General features: G+C 64.2%; 19 protein-coding genes. 7 read left to right on the top strand and 12 right to left on the bottom strand.

Annotated elements, in window-relative coordinates:
* Positions 1 to 89 precede the first annotated feature (89 nt).
* Positions 90 to 2,240, top strand: coding sequence for a hypothetical protein (locus QTI24_RS06015; protein ID WP_286599000.1), 2,151 nt, complete (start codon positions 90 to 92; stop codon positions 2,238 to 2,240).
* Here QTI24_RS06015 and QTI24_RS06010 read toward each other — a convergent pair.
* From QTI24_RS06010 to lexA, 4 genes are all read right to left on the bottom strand, one after another.
* Positions 2,230 to 3,402 (bottom strand): MFS transporter, encoded by a 1,173-nt coding sequence (locus QTI24_RS06010; RefSeq protein WP_286598998.1) that lies wholly within the window; start codon positions 3,400 to 3,402, stop codon positions 2,230 to 2,232. The two genes, QTI24_RS06015 and QTI24_RS06010, sit on opposite strands and share 11 nt — an antisense overlap.
* Complete coding sequence (locus QTI24_RS06005) at positions 3,399 to 4,406, bottom strand: D-2-hydroxyacid dehydrogenase family protein (RefSeq protein WP_286598996.1); 1,008 nt, start codon at positions 4,404 to 4,406, stop codon at positions 3,399 to 3,401. The genes QTI24_RS06010 and QTI24_RS06005 overlap by 4 nt, the downstream gene beginning before the upstream one ends.
* Before the next feature lie 138 nt (positions 4,407 to 4,544).
* Positions 4,545 to 4,964, bottom strand: a complete 420-nt coding sequence (locus QTI24_RS06000; protein ID WP_286598995.1) for a hypothetical protein — start codon at positions 4,962 to 4,964, stop codon at positions 4,545 to 4,547.
* Positions 4,965 to 5,001: 37 nt separating this feature from the next.
* Positions 5,002 to 5,676, bottom strand: a complete 675-nt coding sequence (gene lexA / locus QTI24_RS05995) for a transcriptional repressor LexA (RefSeq protein ID WP_093107767.1) — start codon at positions 5,674 to 5,676, stop codon at positions 5,002 to 5,004.
* 73 nt (positions 5,677 to 5,749) lie between these two features.
* Here lexA and QTI24_RS05990 point away from each other — a divergent pair, with 73 nt between their 5' ends.
* Genes QTI24_RS05990 through QTI24_RS05980 form a run of 3 tightly spaced genes read left to right on the top strand, consistent with a single transcriptional unit; the run spans position 5,750 to position 7,652 of the window.
* Positions 5,750 to 6,739, top strand: coding sequence for an asparaginase (locus tag QTI24_RS05990; protein WP_286598993.1), 990 nt, complete (start codon positions 5,750 to 5,752; stop codon positions 6,737 to 6,739).
* Between the two features lie 3 nt (positions 6,740 to 6,742).
* Positions 6,743 to 7,159, top strand: a complete 417-nt coding sequence (locus tag QTI24_RS05985) for a hypothetical protein (RefSeq protein WP_286598992.1) — start codon at positions 6,743 to 6,745, stop codon at positions 7,157 to 7,159.
* Positions 7,160 to 7,172: 13 nt separating this feature from the next.
* Positions 7,173 to 7,652 (top strand): DUF6152 family protein, encoded by a 480-nt coding sequence (locus tag QTI24_RS05980; protein ID WP_286598991.1) that lies wholly within the window; start codon positions 7,173 to 7,175, stop codon positions 7,650 to 7,652.
* Here QTI24_RS05980 and adk read toward each other — a convergent pair whose 3' ends face one another.
* From adk to QTI24_RS05950, 6 genes are all read right to left on the bottom strand, one after another.
* Entirely contained in the window at positions 7,653 to 8,309 is a 657-nt protein-coding gene (adk, locus tag QTI24_RS05975) for an adenylate kinase (RefSeq protein WP_286598988.1), read from the bottom strand.
* A 126-nt stretch (positions 8,310 to 8,435) separates the two neighbouring features.
* On the bottom strand, positions 8,436 to 9,206 hold the full coding sequence (gene kdsB, locus QTI24_RS05970; protein WP_286598987.1) for a 3-deoxy-manno-octulosonate cytidylyltransferase: 771 nt from the start codon (positions 9,204 to 9,206) through the stop codon (positions 8,436 to 8,438).
* Positions 9,203 to 9,385 (bottom strand): Trm112 family protein, encoded by a 183-nt coding sequence (locus QTI24_RS05965; RefSeq protein ID WP_286598985.1) that lies wholly within the window; start codon positions 9,383 to 9,385, stop codon positions 9,203 to 9,205. Before QTI24_RS05965 ends, kdsB begins: the two co-directional genes overlap by 4 nt.
* The gene (gene lpxK / locus QTI24_RS05960; protein ID WP_286598983.1) at positions 9,366 to 10,349 is read right to left on the bottom strand and encodes a tetraacyldisaccharide 4'-kinase; all 984 of its coding nucleotides are present in this window, start codon (positions 10,347 to 10,349) and stop codon (positions 9,366 to 9,368) included. Before lpxK ends, QTI24_RS05965 begins: the two co-directional genes overlap by 20 nt.
* Positions 10,350 to 10,351: 2 nt before the next feature.
* Positions 10,352 to 10,777: an ExbD/TolR family protein gene (locus QTI24_RS05955; RefSeq protein WP_286599286.1), complete on the bottom strand. Its 426-nt coding sequence runs from the start codon at positions 10,775 to 10,777 to the stop codon at positions 10,352 to 10,354.
* 2 nt (positions 10,778 to 10,779) lie between these two features.
* Positions 10,780 to 11,412: a MotA/TolQ/ExbB proton channel family protein gene (locus tag QTI24_RS05950; protein ID WP_286599285.1), complete on the bottom strand. Its 633-nt coding sequence runs from the start codon at positions 11,410 to 11,412 to the stop codon at positions 10,780 to 10,782.
* Positions 11,413 to 11,724: 312 nt separating this feature from the next.
* On the opposite strand from QTI24_RS05950, the gene xseA reads away from it, so the two are divergent.
* A complete protein-coding gene (gene xseA / locus QTI24_RS05945; RefSeq protein WP_286598981.1) occupies positions 11,725 to 13,038 on the top strand; it encodes an exodeoxyribonuclease VII large subunit in 1,314 nt (437 codons plus the stop codon).
* 47 nt (positions 13,039 to 13,085) lie between these two features.
* Positions 13,086 to 13,667, top strand: coding sequence for a superoxide dismutase (locus QTI24_RS05940; RefSeq protein WP_286598979.1), 582 nt, complete (start codon positions 13,086 to 13,088; stop codon positions 13,665 to 13,667).
* 72 nt (positions 13,668 to 13,739) lie between these two features.
* Here the strand turns inward: QTI24_RS05940 and QTI24_RS05935 are convergent, their stop codons facing one another.
* Together QTI24_RS05935 and QTI24_RS05930 are read right to left on the bottom strand one after the other, a co-directional pair.
* Positions 13,740 to 14,192, bottom strand: coding sequence for a DUF192 domain-containing protein (locus QTI24_RS05935; protein WP_286598977.1), 453 nt, complete (start codon positions 14,190 to 14,192; stop codon positions 13,740 to 13,742).
* A 186-nt stretch (positions 14,193 to 14,378) separates the two neighbouring features.
* On the bottom strand, positions 14,379 to 14,696 hold the full coding sequence (locus tag QTI24_RS05930; protein ID WP_286598976.1) for a cell envelope biogenesis protein TolA: 318 nt from the start codon (positions 14,694 to 14,696) through the stop codon (positions 14,379 to 14,381).
* 191 nt (positions 14,697 to 14,887) lie between these two features.
* Here QTI24_RS05930 and icd point away from each other — a divergent pair, with 191 nt between their 5' ends.
* The gene (icd, locus tag QTI24_RS05925) at positions 14,888 to 16,147 is read left to right on the top strand and encodes an NADP-dependent isocitrate dehydrogenase (protein ID WP_286598975.1); all 1,260 of its coding nucleotides are present in this window, start codon (positions 14,888 to 14,890) and stop codon (positions 16,145 to 16,147) included.
* Positions 16,148 to 16,207: the final 60 nt, after the last annotated feature.

Genomic DNA, 16,207 nt, shown 5'->3' with positions numbered 1-16,207 from the left:
ACTTTAGATTGCCATTGCAGCCCATTTTGCAGTCCCCACGCTTAGCGGCGAGCCTGTTTCTCCTCGGGCTGGCCCTTGAATCATCCGCGTTGACGATCGGTCGACCGCAGGGTGCCGTCTGGATCGGCAAGCCGATGGACGTGGTGATCCCACTCACGCTCGACTCCGTGGAGGCGGGCGGGTCCCTGTGCCTCGAGGCCAGTGTCCTCCAGGGCGACACCCCGATCCCCGATCGCCGCGTGACTGTATCCCTCGACCCCGGCGCAGGTCCTGGCAATCCGAACATGCGCATTCGCTCCACCGTTCCGATGGAGGAGCCGGTGGTCACCGTCACGGTGCGGGCCGGCTGCGACATGAAGTCGACGCGCAGCTACGTTCTGCTCGCCGATGTGCCCACCGATGTGTCGCTGCCGGGTGTCGTTGCGCCTTCTGCCGCTCGCTCTTCATCGGACACGGCTCCGGTCGCACGGCCCGCTGCGCGCGGAGTTTCGCGCAATGCAAGCGGGGGCGCGTCCTCATCGGACGGTTCCGGTACCAGGACAGCACAGCGCGCCGTCCCGCCGCGGGATCCAGCATCGGCGCCTGATGCCGAAGCGCAGGCACCGCGCCGCCCACCCGCCATGGCCGCACCGGTCGCGCCACGGCGAACGCCCGTTGCGCGGCCCCCCGCCACTCCGAAGGTCGCTCCGGCGACGCCCGCATCACCGGTGCAAGCGCCTAAACAAGAACCGGCGACAGGCGCATCGCGGCTTCGCGTGGAGGCGCTGGAGCCGCAATCCACCAGGGAAGCCGGCCTCAAGACCGCGAAGGAACTGACGCTGCCCCCTGTGGAGGATCTCGGGCGGCGTGCTGCTGCAGCGGCCCTCTGGAACGCGATGAATCCGCAGCCGCAAGAGGCGCAGCGTGAGGCCCAGCGTGCAAAGGACATGGATGCCACGCTCGCCGCATTGCGCGAGCAGACCGCGCAGAACCAGCGCGCGCTTAACGAGTTGCGCAGCGAACTGGCCCAGGCGCGCGAAAGCCAGTTCCGCAATCCGCTCGTCTACACCTTGATCGTCTTGCTGCTGCTGGCTCTCATCGGCATGTTGCTGTTGTGGCGGCTGGCGCGGCGCCCGGCCGTGCCCGCCTGGTGGGGTGAAGCGCCGCCTCCGAAGGGCGACGGCGCACGCAGGCGCCTCCATCCGCAACGGGGCCTGCTGGACGACGAGATGGATTTGGACTCCGAGCCGGACCCGCCTCCTTCGCGACGCAGCGCCAGCACGGGCAGGACCTTCGTGCCGAAGCCGATTGCGCCGCTCGAGCCGAACGCTCTCGACAGCGGCTTCGACGAGCCCGTGGCGCACCCCGCTCGCACTTTCGACAACGCCCCGGTGCGGCCGGTCAACACCGAAGAGCTGTTCGACGTGCAGCAGCAATCGGATTTCTTCCTTTCGCTCGGCCAGCACGACCAGGCGATCGCGGTGCTGCGCGAGCACATCGCCGCCAATCCCGGGACCAGCGCGCTCGCTTACCTCGACCTGTTGCGCATCTTCCATACGCTCGACCGCAAGGAAGACTATGCGAGGTTGGCGGAAGAGTTCGAGCGCGCCTTCAATGCCGATGTGCCGGCTTTCGAGCATTTCGCCGAAACGGGCAGAGGTCTGGAACACTACCGCAGCGCTTTGGCGCGCATCGAGTCGCAATGGCCCGCGCCGGGCACCCTCGCGCTAATCGAGGAACTGATTTTCCGCAAGCCTGGCGTCCACGAAGAGGGTGCGTTCGACCTCGCCGCCTACCAGGAACTCCTTCTCCTCTACGCTGTGGCGAAAGAAGTGATCGATCCGGACAGCGCGCCGCCTGCACCGGTCACGCCGCATTCGTTCGCCGACACGCACGGCGATCTGCCGACCGCGACCGCGCCCATCGAGGTCGACACCCAGCCGCCGGCCATATACGACGACCAGGTGGTGGTGCCCTCGATCTACGGCTCGATCGACGATGGACTGCACCACGACACGGTGATGGTCCCCGATACACCGGTCCCGATGCCTTCCGCAGACGAGACACCGCAGCGCGTCAAGCCCGATCTCGAACTGGACTTCGCCGAATTCGACAAGACAGCTTACGAGACCATGCCGACGCCGATCGAGTCCCCGAAGCCGCCTCCCGCGCCTTCGACAGATCCGCACGTGATCGACTTCGAGTTGTTCGACCCGAACACCGAGGCCGAGATCGCGCCGCGACCGATAATCAAGCGCTGAACGCAGGGGCGCGGCGTTGTGCCCTGTCCACTGCGACGCTGAGACCTATGGCGGCAAGCACGGTCGCCAGCCCGACCCAGCTCATCCACGCGGTCGCTTCATGGGCCAACAACCACCCGCCGGCCCCAGCGCCCACGGCCTGCCCGATGTAGATGCCGGAACTGTTCAGTGCCACCGAGCCCGGCGCGAGGGCGGGCGAGAGAGCCACCAGCCGCGCCTGCTGGGCCGAATTGGTCGCGAAGCAGCCCAGGCCCCAGGGGGTGAGCAGAAGCGCCAGCCAGACGAGCGTGACACCCAGCGGCCACAGAAGGAGGCTCAGTGCGATCAGCGAGGTGGTGAGCAGCACCATGCGCGGCGCACCCACGCGGTCGATGTGCCGGCTCACCAGCATGTTGCCCGCGAGGCCGCACGCGCCGAACCAAGCCCACATGAGGCCCAACTCGGTGGCGCTTGCGTCCAGCGTCTGCTTCAGGATCGGCGCGAAATAGCTGAACAGCACGAACTGGCCGGCGCCCTGCAGCGCGGTGACGGAGACCACGCCCATCAGCAGAGGACTTTTGAACACGCGGCCCCAGGCCTCGCGCGATAGCGCGGCAGGCCGGATGCCCGCGGGAAGCTTCAGCCAGATCCAGATCGCGCCGACCGCTGACAGAACCGTGATCACCGCGAACGCCGCCCGCCATCCGAAATGGCCGCCAATGACAGCGCCGATCGGAAGGCCCAGCACAGAGGCCATCGACCATCCGAGAAAGACGAAGGTGACTGCGCGGCCACGCTGCTCCGGCGGCACCAGCAAGCCGACGCACGCTGCCGCCTGCGGAGTGAAGATCGCGGGTGCAATGACCGTCAACATGCGGACCAGTAGCAGTCCGCCGAAATTCGGCATCAGCGTCGCGACGAGGTGTCCCGCGCCGTACCATAGCATCGTGCAGGCCAGCAGCACCCGGCGGTCCCAGCCGGCGACCACGGCGGCAAGCAAAGGGGCGCCCAGGCACATCACGATCGCGCCGACCGTGATCAACTGGCCAGCCGTTGCCGCGCTGACCTGAAGCGACGTGCTGAGTTCGTTGAGCGTGCCAGGCACGACCATCACGCCCGTGCCGATCACGAAGTTGCCTGCCAGCAGGGCCCACAGGGCGGCCGGCAGCGCAGGCCGTTTCAACGGCGGACCTGCAGTGCGCCGGGATTGACGATGTTGGTCGGATTGCCCTTGATGAAGCTGACGACGTTGTCGAAAGCCTGACCGAAGTACATCTCGTAGCTGTCCTGCTCGACGTAGCCGATGTGCGGGGTGCAGATGCAGTTCTCCAGTCGGAGGAGGGCGTGACCCTGCAGCGGTGGTTCACTCTCGAAGACGTCGACCGCTGCCAGACCGGGCCGTCCGCGATTGAGAGCTGCGAGAAGAGCGTCCTGCTCGACCAGTTCCGCCCGCGACGTGTTCACGAACAGGGCGGTCGGCTTCATTCGGGAAAGATCCTCGAGCGTCACCAGGCCTCGCGTTTCCTCCGTGAGCCGCAGATGAACCGACATCACATCAGCCGCGGCGAAAAACGCCTCCCGGCTCGGGGCAATCTGGAAGCCGTCGGACCTTGCCCTGGCGCAGCTCTGCTCGCGCCCCCAGATCATCACCTGCATACCGAAAGCCTGGCCGTAGCGCGCGACCAGCTGGCCGATACGCCCGTAGCCCCAGATGCACAGCGTCTTGCCCTTGAGCACAGAGCCAAGCCCGAAGTTCGGCGGCATCGACCCCGACTTAAGGCCCGATTGCTGCCATGCGCCGTGCTTGAGGTTGCTGATGTACTGCGGCAGGCGACGCATGGCGGCCATGATCAATGCCCAGGTCAGCTCGGCAGGTGCCAGCGGCGACCCCGTGCCTTCCGCCACCGCAACGCCTTGTTCCGTACAGGCGTTCACGTCGATATGACTGCCAACCCGACCCGTCTGCGAAATGAGCTTGAGCTTGGGCAGCTTCTCGATGAGCTGCCGGGAGATGTGAGTGCGCTCGCGGATCAGCACGATCACGTCGGCGTCCTTGAGCCGCACCGAGAGCTGTCCAATGCCCTTGACCGTGTTGGTGTACACCTTGGCGGCATACGCATCGAGCTTGGCAGCGCACTGCAGCTTGCGCACCGCATCCTGATAGTCGTCGAGGATCACAATGTTCATGGCGTGCCATTGTGCCTCGCACCATCGACCTGCTGTGCCGGCGCGTTGCTTTGCTGTTGCACGCGCCGTACGTTGCGGTGACGAACAGCGGTGCCGAAGGACGCATTGCGCTCGTTCGACGCGGAAGCGTCCGGGTCTTCAATGTGTATGGTTGGACTGCAGGGGTGTGCCGGCTGCCTCGAGCGCCACGAGCCTGTCGAGCTCTGCGCAGACATCGGCCATCCGGCCCGAAATCACGACACGGCTCTGATGGCAGCCCGGCTGCTGCGCATCGACCATGCGTACCACGCGCAAAGGCCGCGCGGTGGGCGCGCTGGCTTGCACAGTGGCCGACTGCCGCCCGCCGCAGCTTGGACGAACCCCGACATAGCGCAGGCCCGGCGAACTGATGCGACGCGAACTGCGCGCCGGCATCCAGCGGCTGGCCAGCGATTGCAAAGGGGTGAACAAATCAACGATGTTGAGCAGGGCGATTCCCATGTGAACTCCAAAGGTCAGAGATTGAACATAGGCAGGATTGATTTCATGGGCCTCGACAGGGTGATGGCTCTTCGCCATACGCCCGCCACCTGTCGCGGCCGGGTGATTCAAAGCCCTACATCAGCATGGTGTTGCGGATCAGACCAACCGCCAGGCCTTCGATTTCGAAGGGCTCGCCCGGTTGGACGACTATGGTGGGGTAATCGGGGTTTTCAGCATGCAACTCGATGACTTGCTTGTTGCGCTTGAGGCGCTTGACCGTGACCTCATCGCCCAGCCGGGCCACGACGATCTGGCCGTTTCGGGCTTCCTTGGTGGCTTGAACCGCAAGCAGATCGCCGTCCATGATGCCGGCGTCCCGCATCGACATGCCGCGCACTTTGAGGAGGTAGTCGGGCTGGCGCTGGAACAGCGTGTTCTCGACGTAGTAGGTCTGATCGACATGTTCCTGCGCGAGGATGGGCGAGCCGGCCGCCACGCGGCCAATCAACGGCAGCGCGAGTTGCGCCATGCCTGGCAGCGACAGGGAGAACTGGTTGTTGCGGGACTCGTTGAGGGAGCGCAGGGCGTCGCCCTTGAGCCGGATGCCGCGGGAGGTTCCGCTCACAAGCTCGATGACTCCCTTGCGCGCGAGTGCTTGCAGGTGTTCCTCGGCAGCGTTGGCGGACTTGAACCCGAGTTCGGCGGCGATCTCGGCGCGTGTGGGAGGGGCTCCGGTGCGTGCGATGGCGCTCTGGATCAAGTCCAGAATCTGCTGCTGGCGGGCGGTAAGCTTCACTGCGAACTGCATGTTGGCTCCTGATGGGCACTGGCTGAATATCCAGTACCTGTATTTTTAACCAGTTTCTGGAAGTTGGCAAGCGATGGCCGAGAGCATTGGAAAAGACGAGCGCCGGGTGATCGTCCTGGGCACGGGGGGCACGATTGCCGGCCGTGCTTCGACCGCGGGCGACAACATCGGCTACAAGGCCGGCGAGGTAGGCGTGGCCGAACTGCTGGGCAGTATCGACGCGCCAGACGGTGTTTTGTTGTTGGCAGAGCAGGTTGCGCAGATCGATAGCAAGGACATGTCTCTTGCCATCTGGCAAACGCTGGCCCTGCGCTGTGCCCATTGGCTCGCGGAACCCGGAGTGGCGGGCATCGTCATCACCCATGGTACGGATACCTTGGAGGAGACGGCCTTTTTCCTCCAGTCGGTCCTGGGGCCGTCGAAGCCGGTGGTGCTGACCTGCGCCATGCGGCCGTCCACCGCGCTGGCACCTGACGGTCCGCAGAATGTGCGGGATGCCGTCGTCGTGGCGTCCACGCCAGGCGTGCAGGGGGTCGTCGTCGTTTGTGCGGGTACGGTGCACAGTGCATTCGATGTTCAAAAGGTCCACACGTACAGGCTCGATGCATTCGACTCGGGTGACGCGGGGCCGGTGGCGTATGTCGAGGAGGGAGCCTTGCGGGTGCTCAGGAACTGGCCGGCGCCCACGGGCTCCGCGCGGCTCACATTCGAGCGAATGGCAGGCGCCGAATCCTGGCCTCGCGTGGAAATTCTGGTGAGCCACGCCGAGGCGCGCGGCGCGATCGTGGATGCGCTGGTGCGGGAGCGCAGGCTGGGCCGCGCGGATGCCATCCAGGGGCTAGTCCTTGCTGCGACGGGGAACGGCACACTGCACCATGCGCTCGAAGCTGCCGCGCTGCGTGCGCAAGCGGAAGGTGTCGCCGTCGTTCGCGCGACCCGATGCTCGCAGGGGCGCATCCTCCCAAGGGAACGGGAAGTCTTGCGCGATGCGGGTGCCCTGACGCCGGTCAAGGCGCGCATCGCGCTGATGCTGGAATTGCTGTCGGGCGAGCGCTCCGCCTGATCCATGTTCGACGCGCTGCAATCGACTCCCTGGGCCTATCCGGCGCTGGAGGTCGTGCACATCGTCGGGATCGCGCTGCTCGTGGGCAATCTGGTCGCGCTCGAGGCGCGCGTTTTCGGACGCGCCGTCGTGCTGCCGGTGCACGGCCTTGCCAAACTGTCGTTGACCATCGCCTTGTCCGGCTTTGCACTGGCGGCGGCCAGTGGCTCGTTGATGTTCGCCACACAGCCGGCGGAGTTGCTGGCCAACCGGGCATTCTTGATCAAGATGGGATTGCTGCTATTGGCCGGCTGCAACGCCCTGTGGTTTCATGCGCGTGGCTCGTTGCTCAAACTCGACTTGATGGCGCGGGTACAAATGTTGTCGTCCACTGCGATCTGGCTGGCCGTGATCTTTTGCGGCCGATGGATCGCCTATTGAAAGGAGCTTCCGCATGAAACGTCGCTGCCTCGTATTGGCCGCTGCCGCTGCTTCGACTGCCGTCGTGGTGCCGCCTGCCTGGTCGCACCATGGCTGGAGCAGCTTTGATCAGGACCGCCCGCTCTACCTGGAGGGCCGGGTCGTGAGCGCGCGCTGGCAGAACCCGCACGCCGAATTGATGATCGAGGTGTCCCCGGATCTCAAGGTGCCGGCAGACCTCGCGAAGCGTCCGCTGCCTGCGCAGAGCGCGCCCGTCGATGGGCCCGGCCTGCTTGCCAAGGCGACCGTGCCCCGCCGCAACGATCGCCAATGGGAGCTTGAACTGGCGCCGCTCACGCGCATGGAAGCCTGGAAAGTCCAGGAGATCAAGCCCGGCACCCGCATCTCCGCGGTGGGCTTCACTTCCAAGGACGAGAAGGGGGATGCCGTGATGCGCGTCGAGTACCTGTTCGTCGACGGCAAGGCCTATGGGCTGCGTTCCAGCCCGGCCTGATCAACTGTTCAGTGCGGCGAGCGCGCGCTGCGTGATCTCGTCGACAGTGCCGACACCGCTGATGCCACGGTATTTGGGCGCCGCGGCGGGCTCGGCCTTGGCCCAGTTCGAGTAGTAGTCGACCAGCGGCCGGGTCTGTTGGCTGTAGACCTCGAGGCGCTTGCGCACCGTCTCTTCCTTGTCGTCTTCGCGCTGGATCAGGTCTTCACCTGTGAGGTCGTCCTTGCCTTCGGCCTTCGGTGGATTGAACTTCACGTGATAGATGCGCCCCGACGCCGGGTGCGAGCGGCGGCCGCTCATGCGCTCGATGATGTCGGCGAAGGGCACGTCGATCTCGAGCACGTAATCGAGCTTGACGCCGGCCGAGCGCATGGCTTCGGCCTGAGGAATCGTGCGGGGAAAGCCATCGAAGAGAAAGCCCTGGGCGCAATCCGGCTGCGCAATGCGTTCTTTGACGAGATTGATGATCAGGTCGTCGCTCACAAGGGCGCCCGATGCCATGACGGCCTGGGCCTGGAGCCCGAGCGGCGTGCCGGCCTTGACGGCGGCACGCAGCATGTCGCCAGTGGAAATCTGGGGGATGCCGTACTTCTGGCAAATGAAGGCCGCCTGCGTGCCCTTGCCTGCCCCGGGGGCGCCCAACAAAATCAGTCTCATGGTGTCCTCGGAAGGTTCTTTGATTTTCTGTCGCGCCCATGGACGCCCCGAAGGACGCCACCGGGCGGAGTTGCTTCGAGGATAGCATGCGCCCCCGAGCTACTCGGGCCTGGGCACGGGCTCAAACTAGGCAGCTGCGAGCAGGGCGCGAACGCGTGCGAGGTCTTCGGGCGTGTCGATGCCGGGCCCGGGCGCATGCGAACTGACGTGCACGGCGATCCGGTGGCCGTGCCACAGCGCGCGGAGCTGTTCCAGGGCCTCGGTCGCCTCGATCGGCGCCGGAGGCAGGCCGGGAAACGCGCGGACGAAGCCTGCGCGGTAGCCATAGATGCCGATGTGCCGCAGGGCTGGCGGCGAGGTCGGCACGGCCTTCATACCCTTCTCCGCGAAACCGTCGCGCCACCACGGAATCGGTGCGCGGCTGAAATAGAGCGCGTTGCCGTTCGCGTCGAGCACCGTTTTCACGACATTCGGATTGGCGAACTCCTCGGGTGAATCGATGGCATGGGCAGCCGTGCTCATGGCCGCGTCCGGATGCTCCGCCAGCGTCTGCGCCACGGCGTCGATCAAGGAGGGCTCGATCAGCGGTTCGTCGCCTTGCACATTCACGATGATCGCGTTGTCTGCCAAGCCAAGCTGCGTGCACGCTTCGGCAAGGCGATCGCTGCCGCTGGCGTGATCCGTGCGCGTGAGAAGCGCCTGAACGCCGTGCGCTTCGCAGGCGGCGACGATGCGAGTATCGTCGCCAGCCACCACGACGCGCTCGGCGCCGGATTCCATGGCGCGCTGGGCGACCCGCACCACCATCGGCAGGCCGGCGATGTCGGCCAGGGGCTTGTCTGGCAGGCGCGTCGAAGCGAGCCGCGCGGGAATCAGAACGGTGAAGGGGGTGTTCAAAGGCGCAGCTCTTCGTCGGTCAACGTGCGCGCTTCGGTTTCGAGCAGCACCGGAATGCCGTCGCGCACGGGGTAGGCGAGGCGGGCGCTGCGCGACGAAAGCTCCTGCTTTTCGGCGTTCCAGGTGAGCGGCCCTTTGGTCACGGGGCAGACGAGCAATTCAAGCAGCTTGGTGTCCATCGAGCGATGATAGCTTTGCGTCGAGCGCCGTAAAGAAGGCGGCAGAGGGTTCGAAGACAAGCGGCACGGCCAAGGCGTCGGGTGCCTTGCGCCATAGTTTCACTGCGTCTTTTTCGGTGCAGATCAGCGTCTGGCCGCTGTCCGTCGGCAAAGCCCAGTCATCGAAATCGTGGTGGTCGGGCAGTGCGATGCATTGCGCCGGCATCAGCGATCGATCCTTCAGCATCTGGAAGAAGGCCTCGGGCTTCGCGATGGCGGCGACGGCAATCAGCTTCCGATCGGTCAGCGATTCGAGCGGCACCCGTCTGCCATCGCGGCGCAAAGCGTACTCGGCAAGTGACTTTCGCACGGTGAAGCCGTGAAACGCGGGCTGTGCGCCCGTGTGGATCACCAGGTCGCAGCGGCGCGGCCACTGCTCGCGCAGCATGCCCGCAGGCAGGAGCCAGCCGTTGCCCACGCCGCGGTCGTCGAAGACGCAGATCTCGATATCGCGTGCGAGCGCAAGGTGCTGGAGTCCGTCGTCGCTCACGATGACTTGAGTGTCCGGATGCCGCTCGAGCAGGGCACGAGCCGCTTCGATCCGCTTTCGTGCGACGAAGACCGGCGCCCTGGTCGAATGCCGGATCAGCGCTGGCTCGTCCCCCACGTCGCGCGGGTCGGAGTCATCGAGCACCTCGCGGCAGTCGTCGGTCGCTCTTCCATAGCCGCGAGACACGACGCCGGCCATGATGCCGCGCGCCCGGAGGTGTCGAACGATGGCCATCACGACGGGCGTCTTGCCGGATCCACCGGCGATCACGTTGCCGACGACGACGACCGGCACGCGGACCCGCTCGGTCTGTAGGAGGCCCGTTCGGTAGAGCGCGCGTCGAATGCCAGCCAGCGCGCCGAACAGCAATGACAGCGGCCACAGCAGTCGCGCCAGCACGCCGCGTTGCAGCCAAGCCTGGCGCAACGAGCCCAAGGCTAGCGTCCCGCCTGTGCGGCCGATTGGGTGGCGAAAGTGATCTGCACCAAGCCGGCCCGGCGGGCCGCTTCCATCACCGTGATCACGGATTGATGGGAGGCATTGGCGTCGGCGCTGATGATCACGACGTTGTCCCTCGCACCTCCGGAAGCCGCCGCAAGCGCCACGGCGACCGCTTCGACACTGCGGTCAGGCAGCACGTTCTTGTTGATTGAATAGCGCCCGTCGGAGGACACGGCGACGATCACTTCCTTCGGGTAGTCCCGCTGCGCCTCCACATCAGCCACCGGCAGACGCAACTGCATCTCCGTAAACTTGCTGTAGGTGGTCGACAGCATCAGGAAGATCAGCACGACCAGCAGCACATCGATGAACGGGATCAGGTTGATCTCGGGCTCATCGCGCGACCCGTGGCGGAAATGCATTCTCATCGGCGCAACGTGTTCAGATGGCGAGCAAAGCGTTCGCCGGCCAATTCGAGATTCAGCAGGTACTCGTCAACCCGGCTGCGGAAATAGCGCCAGAAGATCAGCGCCGGAATCGCGATGATGAGCCCGAAGGCGGTGTTGTAGAGCGCAATGGAAATCCCGTGCGCAAGCTGCGCCGGATTGCCCGATCCGACCGCGCCGTTCGACGGAGACTGCGAGCCGAAGATCTCGATCATGCCGATCACGGTGCCAAGGAGGCCGAGCAACGGTGCGGCCGATGCGATCGTCGCCAGCGCGGGCAGGTAGCGTTCGAGCCGATGGGCCACGACGCGTCCGGCTGCCTCCATGGAAACACGCAGGTCGTCTTCGCTCGAGAGCGGATTGGTGTTGAGCGCGCGAAAACCTGCAGCCAGCACCTCGCCGAGTCCGGAGTTCTTTTCCAGCTTGGTCACCACATCCGGACCGGGGATCGAAGTGCGCGACACCGTGATGGCCTCGTCGAGCAACTTGGGAGGCAAGACCCGGGAGGTCTTCAAGCTGGTGAATCTCTCGATGACGAGCGCTAGCCCGATCACCGAACAAGCGAGCAGAGGCCAAATCGGCCAACCCGCAGCAACTATGATGGAAAACAAGAATTCCTCCGGCCCATGGACTGCAAATGCGCGGCGATTATCCACCGAGCCGGCACGCCTTCCCGACCTGTCTTTCACGTAGGCGAAGACGCACACAATCTGTGGATAACTTTGTGACTAACACGCAGAGCAACTCGCCCGGACCCGCGTCGGCTGGGCGTTTCGATGATTAGACCGAAAATTGAGCAGTACTTTTTCCAATAAAATCAATAACTTGCACGAGGACATGCGCTCTTGCTGCAGACCCTGGGGTCGTTGTGGCGACCATGGGGCCGCTTGTGGACGAATCGTGATGCGAAAAGCGGTCTGGGCATGAACGAACGTGAGCAAACACCTGCGTCCGGAGGCCGAGTCTGGGCTGTTGGAGCGCTGTGCCGAGCGGTCGCGGATTCGCTGGATGCGCGCTTCAACCCAGTCATCGTGCGGGGGGAAATCTCCGGCTTTTCTCGCGCCGGCAGCGGGCATTGCTACTTCGCGCTGAAGGACGAATTCGGCCAGTTGCGGTGTGCGATGTTCCGGCGCGCGGCAAGCCTTCTCGATTTTTCGCCCCGCGATGGCGATCAGGTCGAGGTGCGCGGCCGGCTGGCGGTCTACGAGCCGAGGGGCGACCTGCAACTTGTCGTCGAGAGCCTGCGCCGGGCCGGCCAGGGCGCCTTGTTCGAGCAGTTCATGCAACGCAAGGCACGGCTGGAAGCGGAGGGACTTTTCGACGGCGCACGCAAGCGACCGTTGCCGACGATGCCGCACTCCATCGGGCTCGTGACTTCGCTTGGCGCGGCGGCCCTCCATGACGTTGTCACCGCCCTGCGCCGTCGCGTGCCGCACATCCCGGTGGTGATTGCGCCTGCGGCAGTGCAGGGCGCAAATGCTGCAGCCGAACTCGCGAGTGCGATGCAGTCGCTGTACCGGTCGCAGCCGCAGGTCGATGTCATTCTGCTGGTGCGCGGGGGCGGCTCCATCGAGGATCTGTGGTCGTTCAATGACGAGCAGCTGGCGCGCACCATTGTTCAGAGCCCCGTACCGGTCATCAGTGGCATCGGCCATGAGACCGATTTCACCATCGCGGATTTTTGCGCCGACGTCCGCGCGCCGACGCCAACGGCTGCTGCCGAACTCGTTGCGGCGCCTCGGGACTTGTGGCTCGGCGCTCTCGAACTGCTGGACGACCGGCTGCGGGAGTCGATCGCAGCGCGCGTCGATGCTTCAAATCAGCGCCTTGACGTCGCGGCCGGCCGGCTCGGGCGCCCGTCGGCGTTGGTGGGGCGGCAGAAACTCCGCCTCGCCCACAATGCGCAACGCCTGCACTACGCCGTGATATCCCGAACAGGGCGCTTCGCGCAGACCCAACAAATACTGCAAGCCGAGTTGCCGCAGCGGTTTCGCGCCGTGTTCTTTCGGCAGCACGAGCGCCTCGACCGAGCGGCGCTGCGCCTGCAGTTGCTCGACCCTGCGCTGGTGTTGCAACGAGGCTATGCGTGGCTCACGAACGCGGACGGCCATGCCGTCACCAGCGTGCAGAGCCTGGCGGCCGGCGACGACGTGCACGCGCGCCTTGCCGACGGCACGGTCGATCTCAAGGTGATGCGATCGGGGACAAAGGGAACACGTCCGACGCCCGACGCGTAATTCCTTTCTAGAATCGGCCATCCCACAACCAACCCGCGAGATAAAACATGGAACACGTTCTTCCGCCTCTGCCATACCCGTTGGACGCGCTGGCACCTGAGTATTCGAAGGAAACGCTCGAATACCACTACGGCAAGCACCACAATGCCTACGTCGTGAACCTGAACAACCTGCAAAAGGGCACGGAATTCGAGAACATGACGCTCGAGGAGATCGTCAAGAAGTCCAGCGGCGGCATCTACAACAATGCGGCTCAGATCTGGAACCACACCTTCTTCTGGAACTGCATGAAGCCCGCTGGCGGCGGCGAGCCCGACGGCGCGTTGGCCAAGGCGATCGATTCCAAGTGGGGCAGCTTCGCAGCGTTCAAGGAAGCGTTCGTGAAGTCGGCGGTGGGCAACTTCGGCTCCGGCTGGACCTGGCTGGTGAAGAAGGCCGACGGCTCCGTGGACATCGTCAACACCGGCGCCGCCGGAACGCCGCTGACGACCGACGACAAGGCGCTCCTGACCGTGGACGTCTGGGAACACGCCTACTACATCGACTACCGCAATCTGCGCCCCAAGTACGTCGAGACCTTCCTTGCAAAGCTGGTGAACTGGGACTTCGCGGCGAAGAACTTCGGTTGATCTGAACGTTTCGCCCCACGAAAAGCCGACCCTTGGGTCGGCTTTTTGCTGCCTCAGGGCTTTGGCGAGCGTTCAGCGCCGGCTTGCGAAGAACTCGCCGCCCAGTCTGCTTCCTTCCTTGATGTTCTTGCGGGCGAACCAGCCCTGGTTCATCTCCAGCACGAAGCGAACCGGTTCCTTCGAGCAATGCGAATCCTCGGACATGGGCTTCATGTCGACCAGGTTCACGATCCGGCCGTCGTCCGCGACGAAGGCAGCCGTCAGTGGAAGCAGGGTGTTCTTCATCCAGAAGCACTGAGTGGCCGGCTGCTCGAACACGAAGATCATGCCCTCGGCCTGGGGCATTTCCTTGCGGAACATCAGCCCGATCTGGCGCTGCTCGGGGGTCTGGGCGATCTGTACATCGATCTGATACATGCCGGCGGAAAGCTTGGTTCGCTGGAGATTGCTTTGCGGCTCTTGGGCCTGCGCAAAAGTCAGCAATGTGGCCGACAGTGCCAAAAAGGCGAAAAAACGCTGGAACATGGGTCGACTTTCGAGACGGCAACTCAAACAAGAATGCCCGCGGATGCGGGCATGACCAATTGGGCTTGGAGCTTACCTCTTATTCCGGGGAATTACCTGTCCGGCACCTGACCAGAGGGGGCGGTGCACCGTGCGGACGAAAAAAAAGCGTTCCGGAGAACGCTTTTTCATGACGGATCGACCCAATCAGTTGGGCGTGCCGCCTTGTGGGTTCACCTTGCGAACGCTGCCATCCTTGTTGCGGCGGCGATCGCTGCGGGTGTTGGCGCGAGCCTGACCTGCGGCGGTTGCCTTGTTCTGGGTCAGGCCACCGCTACCTTCAGCGGTGTTGGCCGTGTCGCCAGTCGGCTGACGGACTTGGCCTTGGGGCTTGTCGGCGCGGCGCTCGGTCGCGCGTTGCTGGGACTTGGTGTTGGTCTGGGGGGCGGCTTCTTGCGAGGTGCCTTGTGCGTATGCGCCAGCTGCGAACAGGCCGGCCATCATGACTGCGAGAACTTTGCTCATTACGGATTCCTCAATGGAAATGGTTGTAAACGCCTCCCGGCCAGCAGAAGGTCAGTCAACAACGGAGCCAATATGGCTGTGGTTGACAGATTCTTCGGCCTCCTCCGGTTGCGTCTAAAATTCTAAGGGTATTCAGGCGGCTGGAAACGTAGTGTCTTCCAGCGTTCATTTCATGCGGAGTTCTTGTTCTCATGTCCAGCTATCAGCACATCAAAGTCCCGGCCGAAGGTCAGAAGATCACGGTCAACGCCGACAACTCGCTGAATGTGCCTGACCAGCCGATCATTCCGTTCATCGAGGGCGACGGCACCGGCTTCGACATCACCCCCGTGATGCTCAAAGTCGTCGATGCCGCCGTGGCCAAGGCCTATGGCGGCAAGAAGAAGATTCACTGGATGGAGGTCTACGCCGGCGAGAAATCGACCAAGGTCTATGGCCCCGACGTCTGGCTGCCCGAAGAAACGCTCCACGCCGTCCGCGACTACGTGATCTCCATCAAGGGCCCGCTGACGACACCCGTCGGCGGCGGCATCCGTTCGCTGAACGTCGCGCTGCGCCAGGAACTGGACTTGTACGTCTGCCTGCGGCCTATCCAGTATTTCGAAGGCGTCCCGAGCCCCGTGAAGGAGCCGCAAAAGACCAACATGGTGATCTTCCGCGAGAACTCGGAAGACATTTACGCAGGCATCGAGTTCGAGGCCGAGAGCGACAAGGCGAAGAAACTCATCAAGTTCCTGCAGGACGAATTCGGCGTCAAGAAGATCCGCTTTCCGAACACCTCGGGCATCGGCATCAAGCCGGTTTCACGCGAAGGCACCGAGCGCCTGGTGCGCAAGGCGATCCAGTACGCAATCGACAACGACAAGCCCAGCGTCACGATCGTGCACAAGGGCAATATCATGAAGTTCACCGAAGGCGGTTTCCGCGACTGGGCTTATGGCTTGGCAGCCAAGGAATTCGGCGCCGAACTGATCGATGGTGGCCCTTGGATGAGGTTCAAGAACCCCAAAACGGGCAAAGAAATTACCGTCAAAGATTCGATTGCTGATGCATTCCTACAACAGATCCTGCTGCGCCCGGCCGAATACAGCGTGATCGCTACGCTGAACCTGAACGGCGACTACGTGTCCGACGCCCTGGCCGCACAGGTCGGCGGCATTGGAATCGCCCCGGGCGCGAACCTGAGCGACACGGTCGCCATGTTCGAAGCCACCCACGGTACGGCACCGAAGTACGCCGGCAAGGACTACGTGAACCCCGGTTCCGAAATCCTGTCCGCCGAAATGATGCTGCGCCACATGGGTTGGATCGAGGCGGCCGACCTGATCATCAGCTCGATGGAAAAATCCATCGTCAGCAAAAAGGTCACCTACGACTTCGCGCGCCTGATGGACGGAGCCACCCAGGTGAGTTGCTCGGGCTTCGGCCAGGTGATGATCGACAACATGTAAATCATCGCCCAGGCGTCCTCGGACGCTGCGCCAGCAAAGCCCCGGGCCGCAAGGCAACGG

The organism is Variovorax sp. J22P240 (assembly GCF_030316855.1).
Taxonomy (GTDB): Bacteria; Pseudomonadota; Gammaproteobacteria; order Burkholderiales; family Burkholderiaceae_C; genus Variovorax.
This window is presented reverse-complemented; position numbering and strand designations above follow the sequence as displayed.

Coding starts and splice junctions, on each gene's coding strand:
- adk (WP_286598988.1), bottom strand. CDS start 8,309: ATGAGACTGATTTTGTTGGGCGCCCCCGGGGCAGGCAAGGGCACGCAG.
- QTI24_RS06005 (WP_286598996.1), bottom strand. CDS start 4,406: ATGAACATTGTGATCCTCGACGACTATCAGGATGCGGTGCGCAAGCTG.
- QTI24_RS05930 (WP_286598976.1), bottom strand. CDS start 14,696: ATGAGCAAAGTTCTCGCAGTCATGATGGCCGGCCTGTTCGCAGCTGGC.
- QTI24_RS05980 (WP_286598991.1), top strand. CDS start 7,173: ATGAAACGTCGCTGCCTCGTATTGGCCGCTGCCGCTGCTTCGACTGCC.
- QTI24_RS06000 (WP_286598995.1), bottom strand. CDS start 4,964: ATGGCGAAGAGCCATCACCCTGTCGAGGCCCATGAAATCAATCCTGCC.
- icd (WP_286598975.1), top strand. CDS start 14,888: ATGTCCAGCTATCAGCACATCAAAGTCCCGGCCGAAGGTCAGAAGATC.
- QTI24_RS05955 (WP_286599286.1), bottom strand. CDS start 10,777: ATGCATTTCCGCCACGGGTCGCGCGATGAGCCCGAGATCAACCTGATC.
- xseA (WP_286598981.1), top strand. CDS start 11,725: ATGAACGAACGTGAGCAAACACCTGCGTCCGGAGGCCGAGTCTGGGCT.
- lexA (WP_093107767.1), bottom strand. CDS start 5,676: ATGCAGTTCGCAGTGAAGCTTACCGCCCGCCAGCAGCAGATTCTGGAC.
- QTI24_RS05985 (WP_286598992.1), top strand. CDS start 6,743: ATGTTCGACGCGCTGCAATCGACTCCCTGGGCCTATCCGGCGCTGGAG.
- QTI24_RS05990 (WP_286598993.1), top strand. CDS start 5,750: ATGGCCGAGAGCATTGGAAAAGACGAGCGCCGGGTGATCGTCCTGGGC.
- QTI24_RS05965 (WP_286598985.1), bottom strand. CDS start 9,385: ATGGACACCAAGCTGCTTGAATTGCTCGTCTGCCCCGTGACCAAAGGG.
- QTI24_RS05940 (WP_286598979.1), top strand. CDS start 13,086: ATGGAACACGTTCTTCCGCCTCTGCCATACCCGTTGGACGCGCTGGCA.
- QTI24_RS05935 (WP_286598977.1), bottom strand. CDS start 14,192: ATGTTCCAGCGTTTTTTCGCCTTTTTGGCACTGTCGGCCACATTGCTG.